Source organism: Pseudaquabacterium rugosum, from assembly GCF_038066575.1.
In the GTDB taxonomy this organism is placed as follows: Bacteria; Pseudomonadota; Gammaproteobacteria; order Burkholderiales; family Burkholderiaceae_C; genus Pseudaquabacterium; species Pseudaquabacterium rugosum.
The window spans coordinates 178,873-203,300 of sequence record NZ_JBBUTF010000012.1; the positions used below are offsets into that span (position 1 = coordinate 178,873).

The window sequence follows — 24,428 nt, forward strand, 5'->3', positions numbered from 1 at the left end:
CCGATGACGACCACCCTCGATCTGAACTGCGACATGGGCGAGGGCTTCGGCGCCTGGCGCATGGGCGATGACCTGGCCCTGCTCGACCAGGTCAGCTCGGCCAACATCGCGTGTGGCTTCCATGCCGGCGATCCGGCCACGATGCAGCGTGTGGTCGGCGCGGCGCTGGCCCGCGGCGTGGCCGTCGGCGCCCATCCGGGGCTGCCCGATCTGGTGGGCTTCGGCCGCCGCGAGATGAAGGTCACGCCGGCCGAGGCCTACGCGATGGTGGTCTACCAGGTCGGCGCACTGGCGGCCTTCGCGCGGGCGGCCGGCGGGCGGCTCAACCACGTCAAGCCGCACGGCGCGCTCTACAACATGGCCGCGCGCGACCGGGCGCTGTCCGATGCGCTGGCACAGGCGGTGCGCGACGTGGACCCGGGCCTGGTGTACTTCGGCCTGGCCGGCAGCCCGATGGTCGAGGCGGCGCGGGCGCTCGGCCTGCGGGTGGCCGAGGAGGTCTTCGCCGACCGCGCCTACGACGACGACGGCCGGCTGGCCGCCCGCGGCACGCCCGGCGCAGTGATCGAGGAGGCCGACGCCGCCGTCGCCCAGGTGCGCGACCTGCTGCAGGGCCGGGTGCGCGCGCTCAGCGGCGCCGTCGTGCGGCTGCAGGCCGACACGCTGTGCCTGCACGGGGACGGCGCCGGTGCCGTGCACTTCGCGCAGCGGCTGCGCGCGGCACTGGCCGCGGACGGCGTGACGGTGGCCGCCCCCCGCCGCGGCGACTGACCCTGCAGGGCCGCCTGCGCGGCCACCCGGAAGGCGGCGCGGCTCAGGCGGCGCGGCTCAGGCAGGACGGCTCAGCCGGTCCGCGCACGCCACCAGCGGTGCAGCCGCAGCCCCAGCCACACGGCGATCGCGACGCCGCACGCGACGGCGCCCAGCGCCAGCCACGGCGCCACCCAGCCCAGCCACAGCAGTACCGGCACGGCCACATCACCGGCCAGCGACAGCCCGATGTTGGACAGCGGCTCCGGCGAGGCATTGACCACCGCCCGGGTGCCGGCCTTGGCCGCATGGGCACTGGCCGCCAGCGTGCCGCCGGCCAGCGCGGCGACCAGCGACCAGGCGGCGCCGTCGCCCCCGAAGGCGCCGCCGAACACACCGGCCGCCAGGGCCGCACCGGCAGGGATGCGCAGCACGGTGTGCACCGCGTCCCAGGCACTGTCCAGCCACGGGAACTTGTCGGCACAGAACTCGACGACCAGCATCACGCCGGCCGCGGCCAGCACCAGCGGGTGCTGCAGCAGGACCAGGCCGGCGGGCAGCGCCACCCAGCCCAGCCAACCGGCCATGCCGGTGAAGAACAGCACCGCATACAGCCGCAGGCCGGCGGCCCAGCCCAGGGTGGCGGCCAGCGCCAGCAACTGGGTCAGATCGAGCGCGGCCAGCGTGGGGCCGGCGGCCGCCCCATCGCCCACCGGCGCCCCGACCTGCGCGGCCTGCACGGCACCACCGACCGCGAGCAGGCCGACGAGGGCCACGGACGGTGGACAGGCGCAGGAGAACGGACGGACGACAGGACGGCTCATGGCGGCAGGGACGGACGGGGGCTCGGGCTCGGGCTCGGGCTCGGGCTCGGGCCGGATCATTGTGGTGGGCGCCCCGACCGGGCCATGGCCACCGCAGCGGGATCCACCCAACGGCCAGCCGGCCCGGCGCGCAGGATGACACGGTGAGCTGTCCGCGGCGGCCGCGGTCTTCGCACGCCCAGGCACCGGCCGGCCACGGCGTCCGCCGGCACACCCCCACCCCGGGGCCGCCGATGAGGTCGGATGCCACACCTCGCGGGTCTTCCGCCATCAAGCGCCCGACCGATCCGGCCGATGCACCGATGACGCACGGGTCACCGCGATCCCGGGCGCTGCGGCGCGGATGCCGGACCGCCCGGTGCCGTCCGGCAGGTCCCGCCCCGCCCGCGTGAGCCCCGCGGCCCGGCGCTGTCCCGCGCACGGGCCGGCCGCCCTCGCCCTCGCCCTCATCCCTGTTCCGTCCATCGCCGCACCATGCCGTTGCTTCCCGCCGACCCGCCTTCGTCCAGCCTGACCCGCCGGCCCGCAGCCCTCCGCCAGGCGCCGGACACCACGGACAGCCCACGCGCCGCACGGATGGCGCGCCAGCCGGCGGCCCCGCTGACCTTGGCACGGACGGTGGCGAAGGTGATGGCGCTGGTGACGGCCGCGCTGGTGGCCGGCTGCGCCAGCCGCCCTGCCGAGCCCCCGCCGCAGGCCCGGCGCGAAACGCTGTGGGTGGTCACCGATGCCGCCGAGCTGCTGCGGGTGCAGGCCGGGCGGCCGCAGCAGGTGCTGCAGCGCACCCCCCTGCGCGGCCTGGCCGGCGGAGAGCGGCTGGTCGGCATCGATTTCCGCGTCGCTCGCGGGCTGCTGTATGCCCTCGGCTCGGGGGGCCGCCTCTACACGCTGGACACCGCCAGCGGCCAGCTGACGCCGGTGGGCGCCGGCGCACCGGTCGCGCTCGACGGCCAGCACTTCGGCGTCGACTTCAACCCGGTGGCCGACCGCCTGCGCGTGGTCAGCGACCGCGGCCAGAACCTGCGCCTGCATCCGGACACCGGCGCCCTCGCGGCCACCGATCCGCCGCTGTCCTGGCAGGCCTCGGCCGGCACCGGGCTGCCCGCGCCCCGCGTGGCCGGCGCGGCCTACACCTACAACACGCGCCAGACCACGCTGACGACCAACTACGCGATCGACCTCGACGCCGGCTGGCTGCTGACGCAAGGATCGGTCGAAGGCCTGCAGCCCGCCATCTCGCCCAACACCGGACAGCTGATGCGGGTGGGTGCGCTGGGCACCGGCGCCCTGGAGGACGCGTCCTTCGACATCGCCGACACCGACAACGCCGCCCTGGCCGCCCTGCGCCGCCAGGGCCGCACCCGGCTCTACGGCATCGATCTGGCCAGCGGACAGACGACGCTGCTGGGCACGCTGGCCGAAGGACGCGCCCTCTGGGGCCTGGCGATCGAGCCCTGAGCACCGGTCGCCGTCCTCACCGCCGCCATCCCCACCCGTCCGCGCACCCCACCCGGCCTCCGATGATCGGTCTGTCCGTGCCGCCCACCCCGCGCTGGCGACCCGCTCCGCTCCGGCGACCCGCTCCGCCCGCCCGGCCCGCCCGGCCCGCCCGCGCGATCACGCTCGCGGCGCTGTCCCTCCTCGCGCTGAGCCTGGGCCCACCGGCGCAGGCCGGCGCGCTCGAGGTGCAGGTGCTCGACGGCGGGCGCGGCCAGCCGCTGGGCGGGGCCGTGGTGTTCCTCGATTCGCCCGAGGCCAAGGCCGCCGCCCGGCCGCTGGCCACCGTCGACATCGCGCAGGGTGAGCGGCAGTTCCAGCCGATGGTCAGCGTGATCCCGGTGGGCACGCCGGTGAGCTTTCCGAACCGCGACACGGTGCGCCATCACGTCTACTCGTTCTCGGCGGTCAAGCGCTTCGAGATCAAGCTCTACGTCGGTCGCCCGGCGCAGGCGGTGGTCTTCGACCAGCCGGGCATCGCGGTGCTGGGCTGCAACATCCACGACCAGATGGCGGCCTGGGTGGTGGTGGTGGAGACGCCGTGGTACGCGATGACCGGCGCGGACGGTCGGGTGCGCTGGCCCCAGCTGCCCCCGGGCCGCTACCAGCTGCGGGTCTGGCATCCCGGCCTGGCGCCGGGCGAGCCGGCCGCCGAACAGCCCTTGACCGTCACCGCCGCCGACGCCCGCCTCAGCGTGCGGCTGGCCGGCATCAGCCCCTGAACCCGACGCGGCCCGCTGCGCATGACGCCGTCCGACCTGCTCCGCGCTCCGGCACGCTGGCGCCTGGGCACCCGCTTCGCCCTGCTGTCGCTGGCGCTGCTGATGGCCGTGCAGCTGGCCGGCTTCGCGCTGATCGGTGACGCGATCGAGCGCAACGCCCGTGGTTCGCTGGCGCAGGAGCTGGCCGTCGGCGAGCGCGTGTGGCAGCGCCTGCTCGCGCAGCGCGCGACACAGTTCAGCCAGTCGGCCTCGCTGCTGGCCGCCGACTACGGCTTCCGCGAGGCCATCCACAGCGGGGACCGCGAGACCCTCGTCTCCGCGCTCGACAACCACGGCGCGCGCATCGGCGCGGCCCTGGTGGTGTGGCTGGATCCGGGGCTGCGCCTGCGGGCGCAGTCCTCCGACGCCGACGGCCTGCTGCTGCCGATGCTGACGCGGCTGGGCCCCCAGCTCGCACGCAGCGGCCAGGCGATGGCCGACGTGACGGGCCGGCCGGTGCAGTTCGTGATGGTGCCGGTGCGGGCGCCGCTGCTGATCGGCTGGGTGGTGATGGGCTTCGCCCTCGACACCCGTCTGCTCGACGAGCTGCACGCGATCTCCGGCGTGCACGGCCTGCTGCGCGGCCGCCAGGCCGACGGCCGCATCCAGCTGCTGGGCAGCAGCCTGCCGGCCGGCGGCAGCGCGGCCCGGACGCTGGCGCCGCTGCCCGCCCAGGCGGTCCAGGCGCGACTGGACGACGCGCCCTACCAGCTGCGCCGCGTCGCCGTGGCCGCCGACGGCGAGGCGACGATCGATCTGTGGCTGGCCCGCTCGGTGGCCGAAGCGGTGGCGCCCTACCGCGCCTTGCAGGCCATGCTGCTGGGCCTGACCGCGGCCGGCCTGCTGCTGTCGACCCTCGGCAGCCTCTGGGCCGCCCGCCGGGTGACGCGACCGCTGGCCACGCTGGTGCAGGCCACCGAGCGCCTGGGCGCCGGCGACCTGCACACCCCGGTCCAGGAGACGGCCCCGGGCGAGGTCGGCGAGCTGGCCACCGCCTTCGAGCAGATGCGCCGCCGCCTGGCCGAGCAGCACGAGGCCGTGCAGCGCGCCGCCTGGTGGGACCGCCTGACCGGCCTGCCCAACCGCGAACAGTTCCGCGCCGCCATCGCCCAGCGCATCGCCGAGACACGGCCGCACGCCGTGGTGATGCTGGATCTCGACCGCTTCAAGCACATCAACGACGTGCTCGGCCATGCCGCCGGTGACCGGGTGCTGTGCGCGGTGGGCAGCCGCCTGCGCGACGCGGTGCGGCCGGAGGACATGGTGGCCCGGCTCGGCGGGGACGAGTTCGCGCTGCTGCTGCCGGACATCGACGCGCACACGGTGCGGGCCCTGGCCGAACGGGTGACGCAGGCCTTCGACGGCCCGCTGGACGTCGATGCGCAGCGTGTGGACCTCAGCGCCGGCCTGGGCCTGGCCTGCTGGCCCGCCCACGCGACGGACGCCGATGCCCTGCTGGGACGCGCCGAGGTGGCGATGTACGCCGCCAAACGCCACACCGCAGGGGCCGAACTGTGGGGCCCGCAGCTGGAGACGGCCAGCGCGCAGAACCTCAGCCTGCTGTCTGACCTGCGCCGTGCGATCGAGCTCGACGAGCTGCGCCTGTACCTGCAACCCAAGGTGCGGCTGGCCGACGGCCGCCTGATCGGCGCCGAGGGCCTGGTGCGCTGGCAGCATCCGCAACGCGGCCTGGTGCCGCCGATGCAGTTCATCCCCTATGCCGAGCAGACCGGCTTCATCCGCGAACTCACGCTGTGGGTCTTCGACGAGGGCGCGCGGCTGCAGGCCGAGCTGGCCGCGCTCGGCATCGAACGCCTGTCCGTCAACCTCAGCACACGCGACCTGATGGACAGCGATCTGCCCGAGCGCCTGGAAGCCATCCTGAGGCGCCGGAACGCCCGCGCCGAGGCCTTCTGCCTGGAGATCACCGAGAGCGCCATCATGGACGATCCGCAGCGCGCCGAGCAGGTCCTCAACCGCCTGGCGGGCCGCGGCTACAAGCTCAGCATCGACGACTTCGGCACCGGCTACTCCTCGCTCGGCTACCTGCGCCGCCTGCCGGTGCGCGAGCTCAAGATCGACCGCAGCTTCGTCAGCGGCCTGGACCGTCAGGCGGCCGACCAGGCCATCGTCAAGGGCACGATCGATCTCGCCCACAACCTGGGCCTGAGCGTGGTGGCCGAGGGCGTGGAGAACGCGGCCACGGTCGAGCGGCTGCGGGCGCTCGGCTGCGACGAGGGCCAGGGCTACCACTACAGCCGGCCGGTGCCGCTGGACGAGCTGCGACGCTGGGCGGCCACGGACCGGGACGCGGCGCCGGCACCGGCACCGCTGGCGACCACCCCCTGATCACTCCCTGATCACCACCGGCCACCGGCCTGTCGTCCGACACGGCCATGCGCCGACGGCCGATGGCCGCCCGGGCCGCCGCGGCCGACGATGCAGACCTGTTCAACCACAGCAGGAGCCTGCCATGATGAACCACCCCAACGCGGACGTGATCGGCCTCGTGCGCTACCGCATGGGTGACGGACCGCTGCGCACCGTGCCCCGTGGCCCGGTCGAAGTGGCCGTCACGGCGCAGGACGCGACGCTGAGCTGGCTGGCCGGCGAAACCCCGCAGTCGGCCGCCGTGCCGATGGTCGAGTACCAGCGGATGCTGGCCTCGCATGCGCTGGTGATGCGCCACTGAGGCACCACGGCGGCGCCACTGCAGCACCACGGCGGCGCCACCGCGGCCCGATCCCGGGATAACCCTCAACCGTCCTGTCAGACCGAAAGCTGGACTGCACCGAATCCGCTGGTGCCAGCCCGGGGGTGGCCGCGAGACTGCGGCCACCATGTTCAAGTACTTCCCCACGAACTACGTCTGGAACCTCTCGGTCGACCTGGCCATCGAGATGGGCGCGCGCATCGGCGAGATCGAGCAGATGTGCGCCCCGCTGCAGGAGGCGGCGCGGGCACCGGACGCCGCCGGCACCCAGGCCTTCCGCGAGACCTGGGTGGCCATGGCCGATCGCCTGTGCGAGCTCGCCGACGAGGATCTGGCCCACGGCCGCGCCTGCTCGGCCGGCGAGAAGCTGCGCCGCGCCGCCAGCTACCTGATCACGGCCGAGCGCCTGCAGGCGCACGACGCACCGGGCCGCCTGCCGCTCTACCGCCGTGAACTGGCCCTGTTCGAGCAGGGCTCGCGGCTGCTGGGCGACCGCGTGCAGCGCGTGACCATCCCCTACGAGGGCCGCGAGCTTTCGGCCCTCTACCTGCCGGCCGAGGGCCTGCGCCCGGGCGAGCGCGCGCCGCTGCTGCTGCAGCTCAACGGCCTGGACTCGACCAAGGAGATGAAGTACCTGGTCGGCCTGCCGGCCTGGCTGGCCAAGCGAGGGGTCTCCTCGCTGGTGCTGGACCAGCCGGGCACCGGCGAGGCACTGCGCCTGCACGGGCTGACCGCCCGCTTCGATGCCGAGCACTGGGCCTCGCGCGTGGTCGACTGGCTGCAGGACCATCCGCAGGTCGATCCCGCCCGCATCGGCTGCGAGGGCGTGTCGCTCGGCGGCTACTACTGTCCGCGCGCCGTGGCCATGGAGCCGCGCTTCGCCTGCGGCGTGGCCTGGGGCGCCAACCACGACTGGCGCGACGTGCAGCAGCGCCGGCTGCAGAAGGAAGGCGACTTCCCGGTGCCGCACTACTGGGCCCATGTCTGCTGGGTCTGGGGCGCCACGGACATCGACGACTTCATGCGCATCGCCGAGGACGTGCACCTGGACGGCGTGGTCGAGCGCATCCGCGTGCCCTTCCTCGTCACCCATGGGGCCAGGGACAGCCAGATCCCGCTGAAGTGGGCCGAACGCACCTTCGAGCAGCTGGTCCACAGCCCGAAGCGCGAGCTCAAGGTCTTCACCGACCGCGAGGGTGGCGCGCAGCACGCCAGCTTCGACAACAGCATCAACGCCGGCCAGTACATCGCCGACTGGGTGGCCGAGGTGCTGGGCGGCCGCACCGCCGCGACCAGCCCCTGAGATCCTCGGTCCGGCCCGGGCCACGGCCTGCCTTCCTCCGACCTTCCGGCCGGTGCGCGCCGCGCGCCGCCGGCCTTGCGAGACCCTCATCATGAACATCATCGGACCGGACACCCTGGTCTTCGGCGTCGACGACGTCGCCGCCTGCGCGCAGTTCCTGCAGGACTACGGCCTGCAGCCCATCGCCCTGACCGCGGCCGGCGGCCGCTTCGAGGCCGAGGACGGCACGGCCATCGTCATCGCCCACGCCGACGATCCCGCCCTGCCCCCGCCCCAGGGCGGCGCCGGCAACCGCCTGCGCAAGACCGTCTACGGCGTGGCCGACGAGACGGTGCTGGCGGCCATCGCCGAGGAACTCGGCCGCGACCGCGAGGTGCGCCGTCTGCCCGACGGCACGCTGGAGACGCACGACGACATGGGCTTCGTGCTGGGCTTCCAGATCAGCGTGCGCCGGCCGCTGCGCACGCCGGCCGAGGCCGTCAACGCCCCGGGCTCGCCGGCCGGCCGCCGGCCCAACGCCACCGCCGTGGCCGAGGACGCCCCGGCACGCCCGCTGACGCTGTCGCACGTCGTCTACTTCGTGCCCGACGAGCCGCGCGCGGCCGCCTTCTACACGCAGCGCCTGGGCTTCCGCTGCACCGACCGGCTGGTCGGCGCCGGCCCCTTCCTGCAGCCGGCCGGCACGCTGGACCACCACACGCTGTTCCTGATCCAGACCCCGCCCTTCATGCAGGGCTGCGAGCACTTCACCTTCCACATGAGCGGACCGACGGCCGTGCTGCAGGCCGGCACCCGCCTGGTCGACAAGGGCTACCAGAGCTTCTGGGGCCCGGGCCGCCACCGCATGGGCTCGAACTGGTTCTGGTACTTCAACAGCCCGCTGGCCTGCCATGTCGAGTACGACGCCGACATGGACCTGCACGACGCGCAGTGGACGGCGCGCGAGGTGCCGATCAGCGCCGACGCCTCGCAGCTGTTCCTGTTCCAGCCGCGCGAGAAGTGGCTGCCCGGCGGCCCGCCGGCGCGCAAGGACTGAGCCGCGGCCCGTCCCGCCACCGCAGACCCCGGACCGCCGTCCATGCCCGAGCCCCTCACGCTTCCCGTCAGCACGGCGGCCCTCTGCCGCGACGGCGATCTGGCCGAAGGCCAGGCCCTCGGCCTGCCCGCGCAGCAGGCCTTCATCGTCCGCCATGACGGCGTGCTGCGGGCCTTCCGCGACAGCTGCCCGCACCAGCCGGGCGCACCACTGGCCTGGCGGCGCGATGCCTACCTCAGCGCCGACGGGCGCCACATCGTCTGCCATGCCCACGGCGCGCGCTTCGATCCGGCCACGGGCGTCTGCACCGCCGGCGCGGCCCTCGGTCTGGGCCTGACGCCGCTGGCCCTGCACATCGACACACAAGGCGGGGTCCACCTCGCCGAACCCCCATCCTCAGGAGACTGACACCATGACCCTCGCAGCCCGACGCATCCTCATCATCGGTGGCGGCTTTTCCGGCATGGCCGCGGCCATCGCGCTGCGCCGCCACGGCGCCGAGGTCGATCTGGTCGAGATCGATCCCGGCTGGCGCTCCTACGGTGCCGGCATCAGCCTGGGCGGCGCCACGCTGCGGGCCTTCGACCAGCTCGGCGTGCTCGATGCCTTCCTGGCGGCCGGCGCGGCCAGCGACGGCGTGCAGCTGCGCCTGCCGCACGGCGCGGTGATCGCCGAGCTGCCGACGCCGCGCCTGGCACGCGCCGACGTGCCCGGCGGTGGCGCCATCCTGCGCCCGGTGCTGGCCCGCATCCTGGCCGAGGCCACGCGCGCCAGCGGCGCACAGGTGCATCTGGGCTGCAGCACGCAGACGATGCAGCAGGATGCCGACGGCGTCGACGTCACCTTCACCGACGGCCGCACGGCCCGCTACGACCTGGTCATCGGCGCCGACGGGCTGTACTCGCGCACCCGCGAGCAGCTGCTGCCCGACGCGCCGAAGCCGGCCTACAGCGGCCAGGCCGTCTGGCGCGCGGTGCTGCCGCGCCCGCCCGAGATCACGACCATCACGATGTGGATGGGCGGCGCGGTCAAGCCCGGCGTCAACCCGGTCGACCGCGAGCACCTCTACCTGTTCCTGACCGAGCACCGGCCGCACAACGAGCGGGTCGACCCGCTCAGCTTCGCACCCACGCTGCGCGCGCTGCTGGAGCCCTTCCCCGATCCGGTGCTGCAGGGACTGCGTGCACGCATCGACGACGGCGCGCAGATCGTCTACCGCCCGCTCGAAGGCCTGCTGGTGCACGGCGACTGGTACCGCGGCCGGGTGGTGCTGATCGGCGACACGGTGCACGCGACCACGCCGCACATGGCCTCGGGCGCCTGCATCGGCATCGAGGACGCGCTGGTGCTGGCCGACGAGCTGGCACGGCACGCGCAGCTGCCGGCCGCTCTCGCCGCCTTCCAGGCCCGGCGCTGGGAGCGCTGCCGCATGGTGGTCGAGAACTCGGGCCGGCTGGGCCGCATCGAGATGGAAGGCGGCTCGAAGGACGAGCACGCGCGGATCACCCGCGAGACGCTGGCCGCGCTCGCACAGCCGATCTGAGGAGACCGCGCCGATGCCCCGCCGCTTCGTCGACATGTCGATCTACCTGGAGAACGACGTGCTGTCCGACCCGCCCCCGCTGGCGCCGAAGATCACCTACCAGTCGCACCAGGACACCTTGCCCGAGTTCATGGCCATGCTGCCGGGCACCACGCCGGCCGACTACCCCGAAGGCCAGGCCGCCGCCGCCGAATGGGTGACGCTGACCACCCACAACGGCACCCATCTGGATGCGCCCTGGCATTTCCATGCCACGCAGGATGCGGGTCTGCCGGGCGGCGCCCGCCCCTCGATCACGATCGACGAGGTGCCGCTGGAATGGTGCTTCCAGCCCGGCGTCAAGCTCGATTTCCGCCATCTGCCCGACGGCCACGTGGTGACGGCCGCCGAGGTGCAGGCCGAACTCGACCGCATCGGCCACACCCTGTCGCCGCTGGAGATCGTCGTCGTCAACACCCGCGCCGGCAGCCGCTACGGCCAGCGCGATTACCTGGGTGCGGGCTGCGGCATGGGCCACGCGGCGACGATGTTCCTGCTGGAGCGCGGCGTGCGCCTGACCGGCACCGACGCCTGGAGCTGGGACGCGCCCTTCTCGTACACCGCGCGCCGCGTGGCCGAGACCGGTGACACCTCACTCATCTGGGAAGGCCACAAGGCCGGCCGCGACATCGGCTACTGCCATCTGGAGAAGCTGCACAACCTGGAGGCGCTGCCCCCTACCGGCTTCCTGATCAGCTGCTTCCCGCACAAGATCCGCGCCGCCTCGGCCGGCTGGACCCGCGCGGTCGCCATCTTCGAGGACTGAACCCCGATGCGCTTCGCCACCCTCGACGACGGCAGCCTCGACGGCCGCCCGGTGCTGGTCGACCGCCACCACGGCCGCTGCGTCGACATCCGGCCGCGGGCCGACCACCTGCTGCAGGTGCTGCAGCGCTGGGACAGCCTGTACGGCGAATTACAGGCCCTGCAGCGGCAGCTGGACGCCGGCCAGGCCGCACAGGCCTTCGACTTCGATCCACGCCTGGCGCGGGCGCCGCTGCCGCGCGCCCCGCAATGGCTGGACGCCTCGGCCTTCCTGAACCACGGCCGGCTGATGGAGCAGGCCTTCGGCACCGAGCCGATCCCGCTGTTCGACACGGTGCCGGTGATGTACCAGGGCGCCAGCGACGACTTCCTCGGCCCCTGCCAGGACGTGCAGCTGCCCGACCTCGCCCACGGCATCGACTTCGAGGGCGAGTTCGGCGTCATCACCGGCGAGGTGCCGATGGGCACCCCGCCCGAGGTAGCGCTCGACCATGTGCGCCTGCTGGTGCAGATCAACGACTGGAGCCTGCGCGCCCTCGGCCCGCACGAGATGGCCACCGGCTTCGGCTTCCTGCAGGCCAAGCCCAGCACCGCCTTCGCGCCGCTGGCCCTCACGCCGGACGAACTCGGCGACCACTGGCAGGATGGCCGCGTGCACCTGAACCTGGCCGTGCAATGGAACGGCGAGCGCTTCGGCGAGCCCCACGGCCGCGAGATGCACTTCGACTTCGGCCGCCTGATCGCCCACGCCGCCCGCACGCGGCGCCTGAGCGCCGGCAGCGTGGTCGGCTCGGGCACGGTGTCGAACGTCGCGCGCAGCGCCGGCTCGGCCTGCATCGCCGAACGCCGCGTGATCGAGAAGATCGACGGCGGCGCCATCCGCACCGGCTTCATGCGCGACGGCGACCGGGTGCGGATGGAGGCACGCGCCGAAGGCGACGGCGGCCGGGGGCCGTTCGGGGTGATCGAGCAGCGGGTGCGGGTGGGCTGATGTCGGACTGATGTCGGACTGATGTCGGGTGAGTGGCGGGCGGGTGCCGATCGGTACGACGGCCTCAGCCCACCTGCCCCACGTCCACCACCACCCGGCCCCTCACCTCACCCGCCAGGATGCGCGGTGCCGTCTCGATGGCCTGCGCCAGGCCGATGTCGCTCAGCAGCGACTCCAGCAGCGCCGGGTCCAGATCGCGGGCCAGGCGCTGCCAGGCCTGCAGGCGCCGCTCGTACGGCACCATCACGCTCTCGACGCCGGCGAGCGTGACGCCGCGCAGGATGAAGGGTGCGACGGTGGCGGGCCAGTCCATGCCGGCGGCCAGGCCGCAGGCGGCGACGACGCCGTCGTAGCGCATCGCCGCGCAGACGTTGGCCAGCACCGCGCCGCCGGCCACGTCGACGGCGCCGGCCCAGGTCTCGCGGGCCAGGGGCTTGCCGGGGCGGGCGTAGTCGGCCCGGTCGACGATGCGGGCGGCGCCCAGGCTACGCAGGAAATCGCCCTGTTCGGGCCGGCCGGTCAGGGCGGCGACCTCGAAGCCCAGCCGCGCCAGCACCGCCACCGCGATGCTGCCCACGCCGCCTGCCGCGCCGGTCACCAGCACCGGGCCGGCGCCGGGCTTCAGGCCGTGGCGCTCCAGCGCCAGCACGCACAGCATGGCGGTGTAGCCGGCGGTGCCGATGCCCATCGCCTGGCGCGCGGTGAACGGCGCCTGCAGCGGCACCAGGAAGCGGCCGGGCACGCGGGCCTTCTGCGCCAGGCCGCCCCAGTGGTTCTCGCCGACGCCCCAGCCATTGAGCACCACCGCATCGCCGACCTGCCAGGCCGGATCGGCCGAGGCCTCGACCGTGCCGGCGAAGTCGATGCCGGGCACCAGCGGCCAGATGCGGGCGATCGGCGCGCGGCCGGTGATGGCCAGCGCGTCCTTGTAGTTCAGCGTCGAGTGGCTGATGCGCACGGTGACCTCGCCGGCCGGCAGCGCGGCCTCGTCCAGCGTGCGCAGGGCGCAGGTCTGCGGCGCATCGGGCGCCGGGCGTTCGATCAGCAGGGCCTGGAACATGGGGTCTGTCTCCTGGGGGGCGGCCGCCGGCGTCAGGGCCGGACGGTCATGATCAGGGGCGTCAGTGCCGGAACCTCGGTGCCGGAACGTCAACGCCAGAACGTCAGCGCAGGGGCGGCCGTGGCGCGCCGGGCAGCATCGCGTAGGGCTCACGCCAGCCCGGCAGCGTGGCCGCGAGCCGGCGTCGCCAGGCGGCGATGGCCGGCCAGGCGGCGTCGATGTCCACGCCGGTCTCCTCGGCCGGGAAGTACACATAGCCGGCCAGCGAGCAATCGGCGAGGGTGGGCCCGTAGCCGACCACCCAGTCACGGCCCTGCAGATGCTGCTCCAGCACGCTGAACGCAGCCTGTACGCGGCCGGCCAGCCAGTGGGTGACGGCCGGCTCCGGCGTCGTCGGCGCGAAGGATTTCAGGAAGCGCTGGGTGGCGAGATAACTGGTGAACTTGTGGTTGTCGAAGAACAGCCAGCGCTGCACCTCGTAGGCCTCGTCGGCGTCACGGCCACCGAGCGCCCCGTGCCGCCGCGCCAGCTCCAGCAGGATGGCGCCGGACTGGCTCAGGCGGCGGCCGTCGGGCGTGTCCAGCAGCGGCACCTCGCCCATCACGCTCATGCCCTCGCGCCAGTCGGCCGCGCGGGTGGCGCCGGCCAGGAAGTCGTCGAAGGACAGGTGCACCGGCTGCCAGTCCAGGCCGAGCGCCTGCAGGGCCAGCGCCACCTTGTAGGTGTTGCCCGATTGGGAGAATCCGTGCAGTCGGTACATGGTCAGGCCTTCGCGGTGGCGGCGCCCTTGCGGCGCGGGGTCTTGGGTGCCGGCAGCGGCAGCGCGGCCGCCGTCTCGCGCAGCAGGCGCTGCAGCAGCAGGCGGTCTTCCAGTTCGTCGGCCAGCAGCCAGTGCGGCCGGGCACCGGGCCAGGGCTGGCCCTCGCGCGGGGTGTCCAGCAGCGCCCGCGCGGCCTCGGTGGGCTTCAGGAAGAGCTGGTTGTCGCAGGCGAAGCCCACCACCCGGCCCTCCAGGTACAAGGCGTACTCGCCGAACATGCGGCGATGGCCCAGGCCGGGCAAGGCCGCCTGGTCCAGCACATAGGCGATGAAATCAGCGTCGGTGGCCATGGGATGTGCTCCTGGCGGCCACCGCAGGCATCACCTGCCCAGGCCGCCCTTGGGGTGCCAGTAGAGGAACTTGGCGTAGATGTCGACGTCCTTGGTCTCGCGCAGCGCCACCAGGCCCACGACCAGCGTCATGCCGGCGATGACCACCGGATACCACAGGCCCTGGTAGATGTCGCCGCTGCCGGCCACCATCGCGAAGGCGATGGTGGGCATCAAGCCGCCGAACCAGCCATTGCCCACATGGTAGGGCAGGCTGAGCGCGGTGTAGCGGATGCGGCTGGGGAACAGCTCGACCAGCGCGGCCGCCAGCGGCCCGTAGACCATGGCCACCAGCACGATCAGCACGAACAGGATGGCGACGATGGCCGGCTTGTTCATCTGCGCCGGATCGGCGCGCTGCGGATGGCCGGCCTGGATCAGCGTGGCGGCCAGGGTCTGGCGGAAGCGGGCGATCTCCTGCGCGCTCTCGACCGTGAAGCCGCTGCGGTCGGGCAGCAGGCGCGCGTTGGGCGGCGTGATCTCGCGCGAGCCGACACCGACGATCGCCCCGCTGCCCGAGGGCAGCTCGACGTTGGTGTACGGGATGCCCTGCTGGGTCAGCGCCCGCTTGGCCAGGTCACAGGCCGAGGTGAAGTCGGTCTCGCGCGCGATCGGGCTGCCCTGGAAGGAGCAGGTCATGGGATCGGCCAGCACCTCGACCGGGGCCCGCGCCTGGGCCTGCACCAGGCCCGGGTTGGCCGCCTGGGTCAGGGCCTGGAACAGCGGGAACCAGCACAGGCAGGCCAGCGCCAGCCCGCCGAGGATCACCGGCTTGCGCCCGATGCGGTCCGACAGCAGGCCGAAGAGCACGAAGAACGGCGTGCCCAGCACCAGCGCGATGCTCATCAGGATGTGGGCCAGGGTGGCATCGACGCGCAGCACCGTGGTGAGGAAGAACAGCGCGTAGAACTGCCCCGTGTACCAGACCACGGCCTGCCCGGCCACCAGGCCGAACAGCGCCAGCGCCAGCACCTTCAGGTGCCGCCACTGGCCGAAGCACTCGGACAGCGGCGCCTGGCTGACCTTGCCGTCCTCGCGCATGCGCTCGAACACCGGCGACTCCGCCATCCGCAGCCGGATGAACACGCTGATGCCCAGCAGCAGCGCCGACAGCAGGAAAGGCAGGCGCCAGCCCCAGTCGTCGAAGGCGGCCTCGCCCAGCAGCTGGCGGGTGCCCATGATCACCAGCAGCGACAGCAGCAGGCCGGCGGTGGCGGTGGTCTGGATCCAGCCGGTGTAGGCCCCGCGCCGGTGCTGCGGTGCATGCTCGGCGACGTAGATGGCCGCGCCGCCGTACTCGCCGCCGATGGCCAGACCCTGCACCAGGCGCAGCAGCACCAGCAGCGCCGGCGACAGCGAGCCCAGCGTCTGGTAGCCCGGCAGCAGGCCGACGCAGAAGGTGGACACGCCCATCAGGACGATCGTCAGCAGGAAGGTCTTCTTGCGCCCACGGGTGTCGCCCAGGCGGCCGAACCAGATGGCGCCCAGCGGCCGCACGATGAAGCCGGCGGCGAAGGCCAGCAGCGCGAAGATGAAGGCGGCCGTCGGATCCAGCCCGCTGAAGAACTGGCGCGAGATGACGGCCGCCAGTGCGCCGTAGAGGTAGAAGTCATACCACTCGAAGACGGTGCCCAGCGAGGACGCCAGGATCACCCGTCGCTCGTCACGGCCGAGGGGCTGCGCCGTGGTGCTGCCGACGGGCTCGTCGGAAGAGCCGGGCGCGGTCGATGTGTTCGCCATGGTGGACTGCCAGGTGGGCCAGGGTGGACGTCAGGGGGGGACTGCGGGGCGGAAAGGATCCGCGCGGAGGAGCGGTCGCGGGCCGGGCCCGTCAGACCATCGGCGGCAGCAGGCGGGCCGGCGGGAACTGCGCGGCCTCGGGCACGCCGTCGGCGGCCGTGGCCGCGCGCTGCAGGATGTGGTCGGCACCGACGCGGCCGAACGACAGCTCGAGCGCGCGGTGCATCAGCCGCACCAGCGCGGCCAGCTCGGTCGGGCTGCCGGCCAGCACCCAGTCGTGGCTCAGCGGCCGCTCCCAGGCGCGTGCGAAGGGCTCGCGCAGGCGGGCGGGCATCGGGCTGCCGGCCAGCAGGCGCAGCGCATCGTTGCGGATCTCGTCGAGCGCCTCACGGTGGTGGCGTTGCACCTCCGCCACCAGCGCGCGCATGACCGCGCCATGGACGCGGGCGGCGATGCCGGCCAGGGGATCCACCGGCTCGGGGGCATCGGCCAGATCGGCCAGATCGGCCACGTCGGCCGCACCGATTGCCGGGGCGGCCGGGGCCGCCGCCCCACCCCCCACCGCGGGCACGGCCGGCGCCGCCCGGAACGGCGCGGCGAAGCCGGCACCGAACGGCGCCGGCCCGGCGGACGGGAACGCCGTCGAGGGCATGGCCATCACCGGCAGCGTCATCGCCGTCCGCAGCGCCGGACGCACGGCCGGCGCACCGGCCAGGAAGGGCAGCACGAACGGCGAGGTGGCGGTGTCATCGGCCGCGGTCGGCCAGGCGCCCGGTGAGCCGAGGAGCCCGGCGCCCCCGGGCCGGGCGGGCGCAGCCGCGGGGGCGACCGGCGGCCTCGCCGGAACCGGCGCGACAGGCTCGGCCGGCGGCCGCACGGCCTGCATCGCCGGCCAGGGATCGGGCGGCAGCGCGTCATCGCCCAGACGCAGGGTGCGGAACAGCTCGGTGTAGAGCCGCTTGCACGAGGCCGCCGGCACGCCCTGGCGGGCGGCCAGCGCGTCGATCAGCTCGATGATGTCGCCCACGGCCTCGCCACGCAGCGCGTCCTGCAGATGCCAGAGCTCGCGCAGCAGCGTGTGCTCGTCGAGCACCGGCGCCAGCGTGGCCAGCAGCGCCCGCCGCCGGATCGATTTGGGATCTCGGTTCAAGTCTCTTGTCCTCCTCGTCGACCGCCGGACTGATCCCCTCAGTCCGGCCGTCTGCCCGATGCGCCGGATGCGCACTCATCCGGTGATCGTGTCATGTCCGTGACCGGTCCCGATCCGACCGCGGCTCAGCGTGGCGGTCGATCCGTGATGTCCGGCTCAGGCGCTGTTCCAGCGCAGCAGGCGAGCGGCTTCCTCGCGCACGGCAACCGGCGCATGGGCGGCCAGCGCGTCCAGCCATTCACGGGCGGCCGGGGCCTGGCCCAGCTCCAGATAGGCCTTGGCGACCAGCAGCTCCAGCTCGCTCTCGCCGTCGGCGCGCGCCGACGGCCGTACGGGAGACGACGTGGCCGCCTGCCAGACGGCGGCCGTGGTCGGCCGGCCCGGCGGGGTCGGCCCGGCCGCCACGCTGGGCGTGGCCACCGGACGAGGGGCGGCCGGAGCCGGAGCCGGGGCCGGGGCCGGGCGTGCCGCCGGGGCCGCCGGGGCCGCCGCCGCAAGGGCACGGGCCGTGGTGGACGAGGCCGGCGCCCGGGCCGAGGCCGGCGGCGACGCCGGCTCGGTGCGGGCGAAGCCGTCACCGCGGCCCAGACGCCACCACCACAGCAGCCCGCCACCGGCCAGCAGCAGCGCGAACGGCGCCCACAACCACGACGCGTCAAGACCGCGTGGCGGCAGGACGGCGGCGATCGGCGCGGGCGCGGGCGCGGGCTCAGCCACGGGCGTCGTGGCACCCGCCGATGTGCCCGTCGATGTGCCGGCCGCCGCGGGGTTGGCGGCAGACCCGGCGACGGCCGCCGCCGATCCTGCCGCGGGCGGAACAGCGGGCGTGGCCTCGGGCGGCGGCAGCACCGGCAGCGACACCGCCGGCACCGGCCCGGCGACCGGCACCGCAGCCGGCGCCAGGGCAGGCGCAGGCGCAGGCGCAGGCGCAGTCGAAGGAGCAGAAGGCGGAAGCGATGGCGCTGCCGACGGCCTTGCCACCGCCGGATCAGCCGTCCCTTCGGCCGGCCGCACCGCCGCCCGGGGCACCGTCGACCAGTCCGGCGCCAGCGCACGGCCGGCCTGCCAGGCACGACGATGGGTCGCGACCAGGACCTCCGACGGCGTGGCCGGCTCGGCCAGCAGCTCGGCCCGCGAGGGCAACACCAGCGGCACGCCGACGCGCAGCCAGAACATGTTGCCGCCGACGAAGGCCTGCGGATTGCGGCGCGCCAACGCCACCATCACCTGATGCGGCGTCAGGCCCGGCGCCTGCACGCGACGCGCGATCTGCCACAGCGTGTCGTTGGGTGCGGTGACGCCGAGTTCGCGGGCCGCCGCCTCGGGCACCCACACGCCGGCCGGCAGGGCGCCGCGCGCGGACCCGCCGGCCACGGCAGGCGGCGCAGCCCCGACCCCCGACGGCCACACGCAGACCAGCGCCAGCAGACAGCAGACCGCCGCCCGCACGGGCGACAGCGCAGACGGAACGACCTTGGACATCGACGCCCTGCCCATTCAGTCCAGCAGCGTGTCCATCAGGTCGATCATGAACTCGGTGTCCTCGGCCTGCGTCGCCTCCCAGCCGCGCAGGGCCAGACCCTCGAGCACCCGGTGATCCGCGCTGTCCGGCACGTTCATCGACAGCAGGGCCTGCAGCAGCGGCTCGGCCATCTCGCGGCAGCGCGGACCGACCAGGAAGACGTGGCGGATCACGCTGATCTCGCTGATGACCAGCGGGCGCAGTTCCTTGCGGATGACCGGGCTCAGCGCCTCGAACGCGTCCTTGAGGAAGAAGCCGACATCGGCCTCGCCCCGCATCAGACGCTTGGCCACCAGCACGTAGCTGGCGCAGGGCACGGGCACGGTGTTGGCGACGTCCAGGTCGGCCGGCTCCAGCATGATCTTGCCGACCATGTTGACGTCCGGGTCGGCCGTCATCGCCACCCGGGTGCCGGGCTGCAGATCCTCGACGCACTGCACGGCCGAAGCCGCGGCCACCGCCACCACCGCCTCGTCGGGCGTGGCCAGCGGCGCGGCCACGGCCTGGAAGCCGTGCTCGCGCACGAGGGCCGCGGCATCGAAGGGGTTGCAGTAGATGAGGTCGATCTCGCCGCGGCCGATGGCCTCGCGCTGACTCTGGAAATCAGGGTACAGCTCCAGGTGCACGCGCTGGCCCAGACGCTTCTGCAGCCAGGTGTTGAAGACGAACCAGCCGGCGATGTGATCGTTCGGAAAATCGGGGCTGACGGTCAGCAGCGGCACGCTCACGACGGGTTCTCCTCGGCGCGCATGCGCGCGTAGCTCTCGATGCATTCGGTGATCCGGGTGCGCGAGGGCTTGCGGCGCACCGAGGTGTAGCCGACGACCTCGCCCGCCCGCACGTTCGGGATCACGGTCGCGTACACCCAGTAATAGGACCCGTCCTTGCGCAGGTTCTTCACGTAGCCGTGCCACTTGTCGCCACGCTGCAGGGTCTGCCACATGTCGGCGAAGGCGGCCGCCGGCATGTCCGGATGGCGCAGGATGTAGTGGGGCTGCCCCATCAGCTCGTCCAGCGTGTAGCCGGACATGGTGACGAAGGCCGCGTTGGCCTGCGTGATGCGCCCCTCGGGATCGGCCCGCGAGACGATCAGCTTGCCGTCGGGATAGGGGAATTCCTCGTCGCGCACCGTCACCGTGCGCACCATGCCGTCGGCATGGCGCAGGGTCTGGACGCGGTCAGGCGCGGCCGGTTGGCCGGCCGGGTCGGAGATGCTCATGGTCGTGCTCGCTGCCGACGGATCAGGTCCTGGCGGCCGGGTCTCAGATGATCTTGCTGACGCTCTCGGCGGCGCGCTTGACGTCGAGGAAGATCAGGCCCAGGCGGGCATTGGGCTTGCACAGCACCGACAGCACGGCATCGGGGCCGGCGTGGGTCATCAGCACATAGCCCTTGCTGCCCTTGACCAGCACCTGTTCGAGCTCGCCGCGCTGCAGTTCGCGCGAGGTGCGGTCACCCAGCGACAGCATGGCCGCGCCCATCGCGCCGACGCGGTCCTCGTCGAGCGACTGCGGCAGCATGGAGGCCATCATCAGGCCGTCGGTCGACAGCACGGCCGAGGCCTCGATGTCGGCGGAAGAGCCATTGAGTTCGGCCAGGATGGAGTTCAGGACGTCTGCGCGCATGGAAAGTGACCTCGGGAAGGAGTCTGGAAGCGGGAGGAAGGAACGGAAGAGCGGAAGAACGGATCGGGCATCACCGGCGGGCGCGCCGGAGGCCCGCCACGCCGATGCCACACCGCCGGGCCTCAAGGCCCGGCACTGACACCGCCGTAACGCACGGCCAGTGTCCAGACCAGGGTGGTGTAGGCCGCCTGGTTGAACTGGGGCTGGCCACCGATGACCAGCAGGAAGCGTTGGCTGCCGACATGCAGCGGCCAGAAGCCGATCTCGGCATAGCCGCTGGCATTGACCAGGCCCCAGCCGTCGCCGCGGGCGCGGGCATTGCGGTGCAACAGGCGTTCATGACGCTCGTGCACGGCCATCAGGTCGGCGGCCAGGGCGGCGAACTCCTCGGTGCTCTCGTGGTTGAAGCCGGCCGAGCCGATGTGCAGGCCGCGGGCCTCGGCCAGCACGGCCTTGCCGGTGTCCGAGAGCTGGGCCAGCAGCTCGGGCAGCATGGTCTCCAGGCTGTCGGACGGGGCCTGCAGCGGCGCGTCCAGGCCCTCGATCAGCCCGCCGGCCTGCATGTGCATCAGCAGGCGCATCGCGTCCTGTTCGGCCATGCCGGTCCAGCGGCCGAGCAGCTCGGTGCTCAGGCGCGGGCTCTCGGGCTCGCGCAGCAGGGCCTGCAACATCCGGCGCGGCGTCTCGTCCTGGGTGCGGCTGACCGCGTAATAGGCCCCGCCCGGTGTCGGATGGAGGTAGAGCTCGCGGTTGAGGACGTAGGTCGACATCACACCTTCAACCCGGGGTCGATCGACAGCAGCAGCGCCTGCACCAGCATCGAGACATCACCGCGCTGACGTGCATCGACCTCGAAGATCGGCGCCTCCAGGTCCAGCTCGGCCAGCTGGCGGTGGTAGTCGTCGACGGTCGGCGTGTTCTTGAGGTCCATCTGCGTGATGCCGATGACCAGCTGGGTCGAGTCGATGAAGTTGCGGAAGGCCTGGACGTAGAACTGCAGGTCCTTGAACGGGGTCGGACGCGTGTTGTCCAGCAGCAGCACCAGGCCGATGCCGCCCTTGGTCAGGATCTCCCACATGAAGTTGAAGCGTTCCTGGCCCGGTGTGCCGTACAGATGCACCTTGGCGTTCTTGCCCAGCACGATCTGGCCGTAGTCCATGGCCACCGTGGTCTTGGGCTTGCGGTCCAGCGTCATGTCGGTGGCCGCCTCGTCGGTGCTGACCGGAGGCGTGTCGCTGATCGATGCGATGGCGGTCGTTTTCCCTGAGCCGACCGGACCCGTGAAGATGATCTTGTGATTGGTTTCTGCCATGGACATCGAAGGCAAGCTGAAGAGCGCGCGGCCGCTGCGGCCGCCTCAATCCTTGACGCGCAGCCAGCGCAGCAGGCGGGTGAAGATGGACCGGCCCTTGGGCTGGGCCCGGCGCTGGCGACGTTCGCCCAGCTTGGCGTCGGTGCTCAGCAGGTCGAGCGCGGCCAGGCCGGCACAGCAGGCGAACACGTAGCGCTGGGGCACCTCGAGCGCCTGCGCCACCTCGACCGCCGACCCCCCCTTGACCGCCAGCATCGCGATCACGCGCAGCGCCTCGGGCGTGTGGGTCAGCCGGGTGGCGTTCGGCCAGCGCTGCAGGTAGAGCGGCGCCGTGGGGTCGATGCCTTCGGGCAGGCGCCCGCGCGAGGTCAGCAGCGCGATGCGCCACAGCAGCGTGTCGGCCCGGTCGACGGCCGCCACCTTGCCCCCCTCGTGCTGCAGGCGCGAGAGCTCGCGGGCGCTGAAGCTGCGCACCCGCAGCGGGATCTCGTAGACCGCCACGCACATCGCGGTCACGCGGCCCAGCTCGAAGGTCAGGTGCACGCGGTTGGTGGTCGCGTCGAAGATCAGCATGCCGGCCGCGGTCTCCACCACGGCCAGGCCCTGGGCCTTGCGCGCCATGCGCCAGGCCTCGCTGACGCCGTCGAGCAGCGTGTTGCGGCGGCTGAAGAAGGCCGCCGGCTCGGACTTCAGCGCCTCGGGGCTGACATCGGGTCGGTCGCCGAGGTAACGCGTTTCCTCAGCAGGATCGATGCGGCGCGGCGGGGGCTGGGTGGCCGGGGCATCGCCGGCGGCCGAGGGCCGGCTGTCGGGCCGGCTGTCGGGCCAGTGGCGGCTGGCGGCCAGGACGGCCGCCGGATCGCCCCCATTCACACCCGCCGACGGGCGGCTGGGCAAGGCGGGTGCCGCAGGCGCCGGGTGCGTGGCCGGAGGGGCGGCTGGGGTGGCCTGCGCGGCCTGGGCGGCTTGACCGGCCTGCGCGGCCAGATGCGCCGCCAGGGAGGCCGCGACACCGGCCGCCGGCTGGACCGACACCAGCGGCCGGGCGCCGGCCACCGGCCGTGGGGTGCCCACGGCCGGCGTGGCGAACGGCTGCAGCGCCTGCAGATCGGCCGCGGTCGGTGCCGGCGCCGCCGCGGGGGGCGACACGGGCTGCGCCGCCGGCGGGGCCACGACGCCGCGCAGAGCCGGCGCCGCGGGAGCGGGCGGGGTCATCGGTGCGGCCGATGCAGCCGGCGTGGCCGGTGCCACCGGGGTCAGGGGCAACACCGGGCTGCCGATCAGCAGTCGCCCGCCATCGGACGGCGGCAGCGGCGCGGCGGCGACCGGCAGCGGCCGCACGGCGGGCGGTGGCGACGGCGACCAGGCCGCCGCCGGCCCCGGCAGCGGCGAGGCCACGCGCAGACCGGAGATCTCGCCGGCCGAACCGGCCGAACCGGCCGAGCCGGTCGAACCGGCCGTCGGCGGCACCGCGGCACCGGCCAGCCCGGGGGGCAGGATCGGGCGCAAGGCGGCGGTGCGCAGCGGCGACAGGCCGACGCTGGCGGCCGTGGCGGCCGCTGCGGACGAGGACACCGCCAGCCCGGCACCCGTGCGCGCGACCCCGCCCGGCGGCAAGGCCACCGGAGGCGGTGCGACCGCCGCGGCCCCGCGGCCGGCGGTGATCGACGCCAGGCGTGCGGCGGCGGCCATCAGCGCGGCCGGGGTGGCCGGCTTCTGCACCCAGACGGTGTCGGGCACCTCCTGCGGGTTGACCGACAACAGGATGCCGGGGCGGCCATAGGCGCGGTGGAAGTCCTCCCACTGCTGGCGCGAGTCCGGGTGATCGTGGTCGAAGATGGCCGCGTCGGCGCTGGTGGCGGCCACCGGCATGAAGGCCGCACGGCCGGCACCGGCCATGAAGTACTCCATCACGGCCTGCGTGCGCGGCGGCAGGCTCAGCAGCGAGACCTTGAGGCGCGCGGGCACCGGCGTGCGGGCGGGAAACAGGTCACTCATGCCTTGAGTTCCGGCGGAACGTAGAACGGATCGTCGGCGTAGGGATCGCCGGCCGGCGGCTCGGCCACCGGCGCGGCGGCCACCGCCTGCCCGGACACCAGCGGGCCCGAGCCGTAGGCGCCATGGGCGACCACCGAGCCGAGCGCGAACGGCAGGCCCGTCTCGCGCGGCAGGCCGGCGGCCAGATGGGACTGCAGCCAGGCATGGTCATCCGGATCGAGCGCCGGACGGGCCAGCGCCAGCAAGGCCCCACGCAGCTCGCGCCCCTTGTCGCCCAGCACCAGGAACAGATCGACCAGGGCCCCGAACAGGCGGCTGCCTTCACCGGTCTCGGCCAGCAGCCGCACCCGCTGGGCATGGGCCCGCAGATCGTAGGGCTGACGCGCGATGCGCATGGCCAGCCAGCGCCAGGCCTCACGCGGCTCGACCCGGCTGCGGGCCTCGATCGACAGCGCCAATCCGCGCTCGGCCTCGAGCACGAAGGCCGGATCGCAGGCCGTGAGGACCGCGGCGGCGTCGCCGCTCATGACCGCGGGGCCCCGGTGGGCCCGCACAGGCCGCCCGGACAGCACGCCAGAAGGGCGGCCACCGGAGCAGTCCCGGTCAAGGACCGCACAGGACCCGGAACGGACGGCAGACCCCTCGCCCGG

25 protein-coding genes are annotated in these 24,428 nt (G+C 73.7%); 11 read left to right on the forward strand and 14 right to left on the reverse strand.

The window, feature by feature from the left end; genetic code table 11:
* Positions 1–3 precede the first annotated feature (3 nt).
* Complete coding sequence (locus AACH11_RS14260) at positions 4–771, forward strand: 5-oxoprolinase subunit PxpA (RefSeq protein ID WP_341374903.1); 768 nt, start codon at positions 4–6, stop codon at positions 769–771.
* A 71-nt stretch (positions 772–842) separates the two neighbouring features.
* Here AACH11_RS14260 and AACH11_RS14265 read toward each other — a convergent pair whose 3' ends face one another.
* Positions 843–1,574 (reverse strand): DUF4126 domain-containing protein, encoded by a 732-nt coding sequence (locus AACH11_RS14265; RefSeq protein ID WP_423228745.1) that lies wholly within the window; start codon positions 1,572–1,574, stop codon positions 843–845.
* A 474-nt stretch (positions 1,575–2,048) separates the two neighbouring features.
* Between AACH11_RS14265 and AACH11_RS14270 the strand changes: the two genes are divergently transcribed.
* The 10 genes from AACH11_RS14270 to AACH11_RS14315 all read left to right on the forward strand — a co-directional run bounded on the left by AACH11_RS14270 (position 2,049) and on the right by AACH11_RS14315 (position 12,222).
* Positions 2,049–3,032 (forward strand): DUF4394 domain-containing protein, encoded by a 984-nt coding sequence (locus AACH11_RS14270; protein ID WP_341374904.1) that lies wholly within the window; start codon positions 2,049–2,051, stop codon positions 3,030–3,032.
* A 62-nt stretch (positions 3,033–3,094) separates the two neighbouring features.
* Positions 3,095–3,793, forward strand: a complete 699-nt coding sequence (locus tag AACH11_RS14275) for a methylamine utilization protein (RefSeq protein ID WP_341374905.1) — start codon at positions 3,095–3,097, stop codon at positions 3,791–3,793.
* A gap of 21 nt (positions 3,794–3,814) precedes the next feature.
* Positions 3,815–6,181: a putative bifunctional diguanylate cyclase/phosphodiesterase gene (locus AACH11_RS14280; protein ID WP_341374906.1), complete on the forward strand. Its 2,367-nt coding sequence runs from the start codon at positions 3,815–3,817 to the stop codon at positions 6,179–6,181.
* Positions 6,182–6,305: 124 nt separating this feature from the next.
* Entirely contained in the window at positions 6,306–6,524 is a 219-nt protein-coding gene (locus AACH11_RS14285; protein WP_341374907.1) for a hypothetical protein, read from the forward strand.
* Between the two features lie 148 nt (positions 6,525–6,672).
* A complete protein-coding gene (locus AACH11_RS14290; RefSeq protein ID WP_341374908.1) occupies positions 6,673–7,848 on the forward strand; it encodes an alpha/beta hydrolase family protein in 1,176 nt (391 codons plus the stop codon).
* Between the two features lie 91 nt (positions 7,849–7,939).
* The gene (locus AACH11_RS14295; protein ID WP_341374909.1) at positions 7,940–8,884 is read left to right on the forward strand and encodes a VOC family protein; all 945 of its coding nucleotides are present in this window, start codon (positions 7,940–7,942) and stop codon (positions 8,882–8,884) included.
* 42 nt (positions 8,885–8,926) lie between these two features.
* Positions 8,927–9,292: a Rieske (2Fe-2S) protein gene (locus tag AACH11_RS14300; RefSeq protein WP_341374910.1), complete on the forward strand. Its 366-nt coding sequence runs from the start codon at positions 8,927–8,929 to the stop codon at positions 9,290–9,292.
* 4 nt (positions 9,293–9,296) lie between these two features.
* Positions 9,297–10,427 carry an FAD-dependent oxidoreductase gene (locus tag AACH11_RS14305; RefSeq protein WP_341374911.1) on the forward strand — a complete coding sequence of 377 codons (1,131 nt, stop codon included), beginning with the start codon at positions 9,297–9,299 and terminating at the stop codon, positions 10,425–10,427.
* A gap of 13 nt (positions 10,428–10,440) precedes the next feature.
* The gene (locus AACH11_RS14310; protein ID WP_341374912.1) at positions 10,441–11,232 is read left to right on the forward strand and encodes a cyclase family protein; all 792 of its coding nucleotides are present in this window, start codon (positions 10,441–10,443) and stop codon (positions 11,230–11,232) included.
* 6 nt (positions 11,233–11,238) lie between these two features.
* Positions 11,239–12,222 carry a fumarylacetoacetate hydrolase family protein gene (locus AACH11_RS14315; RefSeq protein WP_341374913.1) on the forward strand — a complete coding sequence of 328 codons (984 nt, stop codon included), beginning with the start codon at positions 11,239–11,241 and terminating at the stop codon, positions 12,220–12,222.
* 64 nt (positions 12,223–12,286) lie between these two features.
* On the opposite strand, the gene acuI is transcribed toward AACH11_RS14315, so the two are convergent.
* The 13 genes from acuI to AACH11_RS14380 all read right to left on the reverse strand — a co-directional run bounded on the left by acuI (position 12,287) and on the right by AACH11_RS14380 (position 24,305).
* Complete coding sequence (acuI, locus tag AACH11_RS14320; protein WP_341374914.1) at positions 12,287–13,282, reverse strand: acrylyl-CoA reductase (NADPH); 996 nt, start codon at positions 13,280–13,282, stop codon at positions 12,287–12,289.
* Between the two features lie 103 nt (positions 13,283–13,385).
* Positions 13,386–14,042: a glutathione S-transferase family protein gene (locus AACH11_RS14325; protein WP_341374915.1), complete on the reverse strand. Its 657-nt coding sequence runs from the start codon at positions 14,040–14,042 to the stop codon at positions 13,386–13,388.
* 2 nt (positions 14,043–14,044) lie between these two features.
* Entirely contained in the window at positions 14,045–14,392 is a 348-nt protein-coding gene (locus AACH11_RS14330; protein WP_341374916.1) for a TfoX/Sxy family protein, read from the reverse strand.
* Between the two features lie 30 nt (positions 14,393–14,422).
* Positions 14,423–16,171, reverse strand: coding sequence for an MFS transporter (locus tag AACH11_RS14335; protein ID WP_341374917.1), 1,749 nt, complete (start codon positions 16,169–16,171; stop codon positions 14,423–14,425).
* 91 nt (positions 16,172–16,262) lie between these two features.
* The gene (locus AACH11_RS14340) at positions 16,263–17,321 is read right to left on the reverse strand and encodes a hypothetical protein (RefSeq protein ID WP_341374918.1); all 1,059 of its coding nucleotides are present in this window, start codon (positions 17,319–17,321) and stop codon (positions 16,263–16,265) included.
* Between the two features lie 156 nt (positions 17,322–17,477).
* Positions 17,478–18,803: a FimV/HubP family polar landmark protein gene (locus tag AACH11_RS14345; RefSeq protein WP_341374919.1), complete on the reverse strand. Its 1,326-nt coding sequence runs from the start codon at positions 18,801–18,803 to the stop codon at positions 17,478–17,480.
* Positions 18,804–18,818: 15 nt separating this feature from the next.
* A complete protein-coding gene (locus AACH11_RS14350; RefSeq protein WP_341374920.1) occupies positions 18,819–19,571 on the reverse strand; it encodes a PhnD/SsuA/transferrin family substrate-binding protein in 753 nt (250 codons plus the stop codon).
* On the reverse strand, positions 19,568–20,062 hold the full coding sequence (locus AACH11_RS14355; RefSeq protein WP_341374921.1) for a PAS domain-containing protein: 495 nt from the start codon (positions 20,060–20,062) through the stop codon (positions 19,568–19,570). The genes AACH11_RS14350 and AACH11_RS14355 overlap by 4 nt, the downstream gene beginning before the upstream one ends.
* A gap of 43 nt (positions 20,063–20,105) precedes the next feature.
* Positions 20,106–20,468, reverse strand: coding sequence for a roadblock/LC7 domain-containing protein (locus AACH11_RS14360; protein ID WP_341374922.1), 363 nt, complete (start codon positions 20,466–20,468; stop codon positions 20,106–20,108).
* A 122-nt stretch (positions 20,469–20,590) separates the two neighbouring features.
* Positions 20,591–21,238 (reverse strand): hypothetical protein, encoded by a 648-nt coding sequence (locus AACH11_RS14365; RefSeq protein WP_341374923.1) that lies wholly within the window; start codon positions 21,236–21,238, stop codon positions 20,591–20,593.
* Positions 21,238–21,786: a GTP-binding protein gene (locus tag AACH11_RS14370; RefSeq protein WP_341374924.1), complete on the reverse strand. Its 549-nt coding sequence runs from the start codon at positions 21,784–21,786 to the stop codon at positions 21,238–21,240. Before AACH11_RS14370 ends, AACH11_RS14365 begins: the two co-directional genes overlap by 1 nt.
* Before the next feature lie 39 nt (positions 21,787–21,825).
* Positions 21,826–23,778: a hypothetical protein gene (locus AACH11_RS14375; RefSeq protein ID WP_341374925.1), complete on the reverse strand. Its 1,953-nt coding sequence runs from the start codon at positions 23,776–23,778 to the stop codon at positions 21,826–21,828.
* Positions 23,775–24,305, reverse strand: a complete 531-nt coding sequence (locus AACH11_RS14380; RefSeq protein ID WP_341374926.1) for a hypothetical protein — start codon at positions 24,303–24,305, stop codon at positions 23,775–23,777. The genes AACH11_RS14375 and AACH11_RS14380 overlap by 4 nt, the downstream gene beginning before the upstream one ends.
* Between the last annotated feature and the right edge of the window lie 123 nt (positions 24,306–24,428).

Coding starts and splice junctions, on each gene's coding strand:
- AACH11_RS14315 (WP_341374913.1), top strand. CDS start 11,239: ATGCGCTTCGCCACCCTCGACGACGGCAGCCTCGACGGCCGCCCGGTG.
- AACH11_RS14345 (WP_341374919.1), bottom strand. CDS start 18,803: ATGTCCAAGGTCGTTCCGTCTGCGCTGTCGCCCGTGCGGGCGGCGGTC.
- AACH11_RS14270 (WP_341374904.1), top strand. CDS start 2,049: ATGCCGTTGCTTCCCGCCGACCCGCCTTCGTCCAGCCTGACCCGCCGG.
- AACH11_RS14330 (WP_341374916.1), bottom strand. CDS start 14,392: ATGGCCACCGACGCTGATTTCATCGCCTATGTGCTGGACCAGGCGGCC.
- acuI (WP_341374914.1), bottom strand. CDS start 13,282: ATGTTCCAGGCCCTGCTGATCGAACGCCCGGCGCCCGATGCGCCGCAG.
- AACH11_RS14280 (WP_341374906.1), top strand. CDS start 3,815: ATGACGCCGTCCGACCTGCTCCGCGCTCCGGCACGCTGGCGCCTGGGC.
- AACH11_RS14260 (WP_341374903.1), top strand. CDS start 4: ATGACGACCACCCTCGATCTGAACTGCGACATGGGCGAGGGCTTCGGC.
- AACH11_RS14290 (WP_341374908.1), top strand. CDS start 6,673: ATGTTCAAGTACTTCCCCACGAACTACGTCTGGAACCTCTCGGTCGAC.
- AACH11_RS14360 (WP_341374922.1), bottom strand. CDS start 20,468: ATGCGCGCAGACGTCCTGAACTCCATCCTGGCCGAACTCAATGGCTCT.
- AACH11_RS14310 (WP_341374912.1), top strand. CDS start 10,441: ATGCCCCGCCGCTTCGTCGACATGTCGATCTACCTGGAGAACGACGTG.
- AACH11_RS14380 (WP_341374926.1), bottom strand. CDS start 24,305: ATGAGCGGCGACGCCGCCGCGGTCCTCACGGCCTGCGATCCGGCCTTC.
- AACH11_RS14370 (WP_341374924.1), bottom strand. CDS start 21,786: ATGTCCATGGCAGAAACCAATCACAAGATCATCTTCACGGGTCCGGTC.
- AACH11_RS14355 (WP_341374921.1), bottom strand. CDS start 20,062: ATGAGCATCTCCGACCCGGCCGGCCAACCGGCCGCGCCTGACCGCGTC.
- AACH11_RS14285 (WP_341374907.1), top strand. CDS start 6,306: ATGATGAACCACCCCAACGCGGACGTGATCGGCCTCGTGCGCTACCGC.
- AACH11_RS14295 (WP_341374909.1), top strand. CDS start 7,940: ATGAACATCATCGGACCGGACACCCTGGTCTTCGGCGTCGACGACGTC.
- AACH11_RS14365 (WP_341374923.1), bottom strand. CDS start 21,238: ATGTCGACCTACGTCCTCAACCGCGAGCTCTACCTCCATCCGACACCG.
- AACH11_RS14305 (WP_341374911.1), top strand. CDS start 9,297: ATGACCCTCGCAGCCCGACGCATCCTCATCATCGGTGGCGGCTTTTCC.
- AACH11_RS14325 (WP_341374915.1), bottom strand. CDS start 14,042: ATGTACCGACTGCACGGATTCTCCCAATCGGGCAACACCTACAAGGTG.
- AACH11_RS14300 (WP_341374910.1), top strand. CDS start 8,927: ATGCCCGAGCCCCTCACGCTTCCCGTCAGCACGGCGGCCCTCTGCCGC.
- AACH11_RS14265 (WP_423228745.1), bottom strand. CDS start 1,574: ATGAGCCGTCCTGTCGTCCGTCCGTTCTCCTGCGCCTGTCCACCGTCC.
- AACH11_RS14375 (WP_341374925.1), bottom strand. CDS start 23,778: ATGAGTGACCTGTTTCCCGCCCGCACGCCGGTGCCCGCGCGCCTCAAG.
- AACH11_RS14335 (WP_341374917.1), bottom strand. CDS start 16,171: ATGGCGAACACATCGACCGCGCCCGGCTCTTCCGACGAGCCCGTCGGC.
- AACH11_RS14275 (WP_341374905.1), top strand. CDS start 3,095: ATGATCGGTCTGTCCGTGCCGCCCACCCCGCGCTGGCGACCCGCTCCG.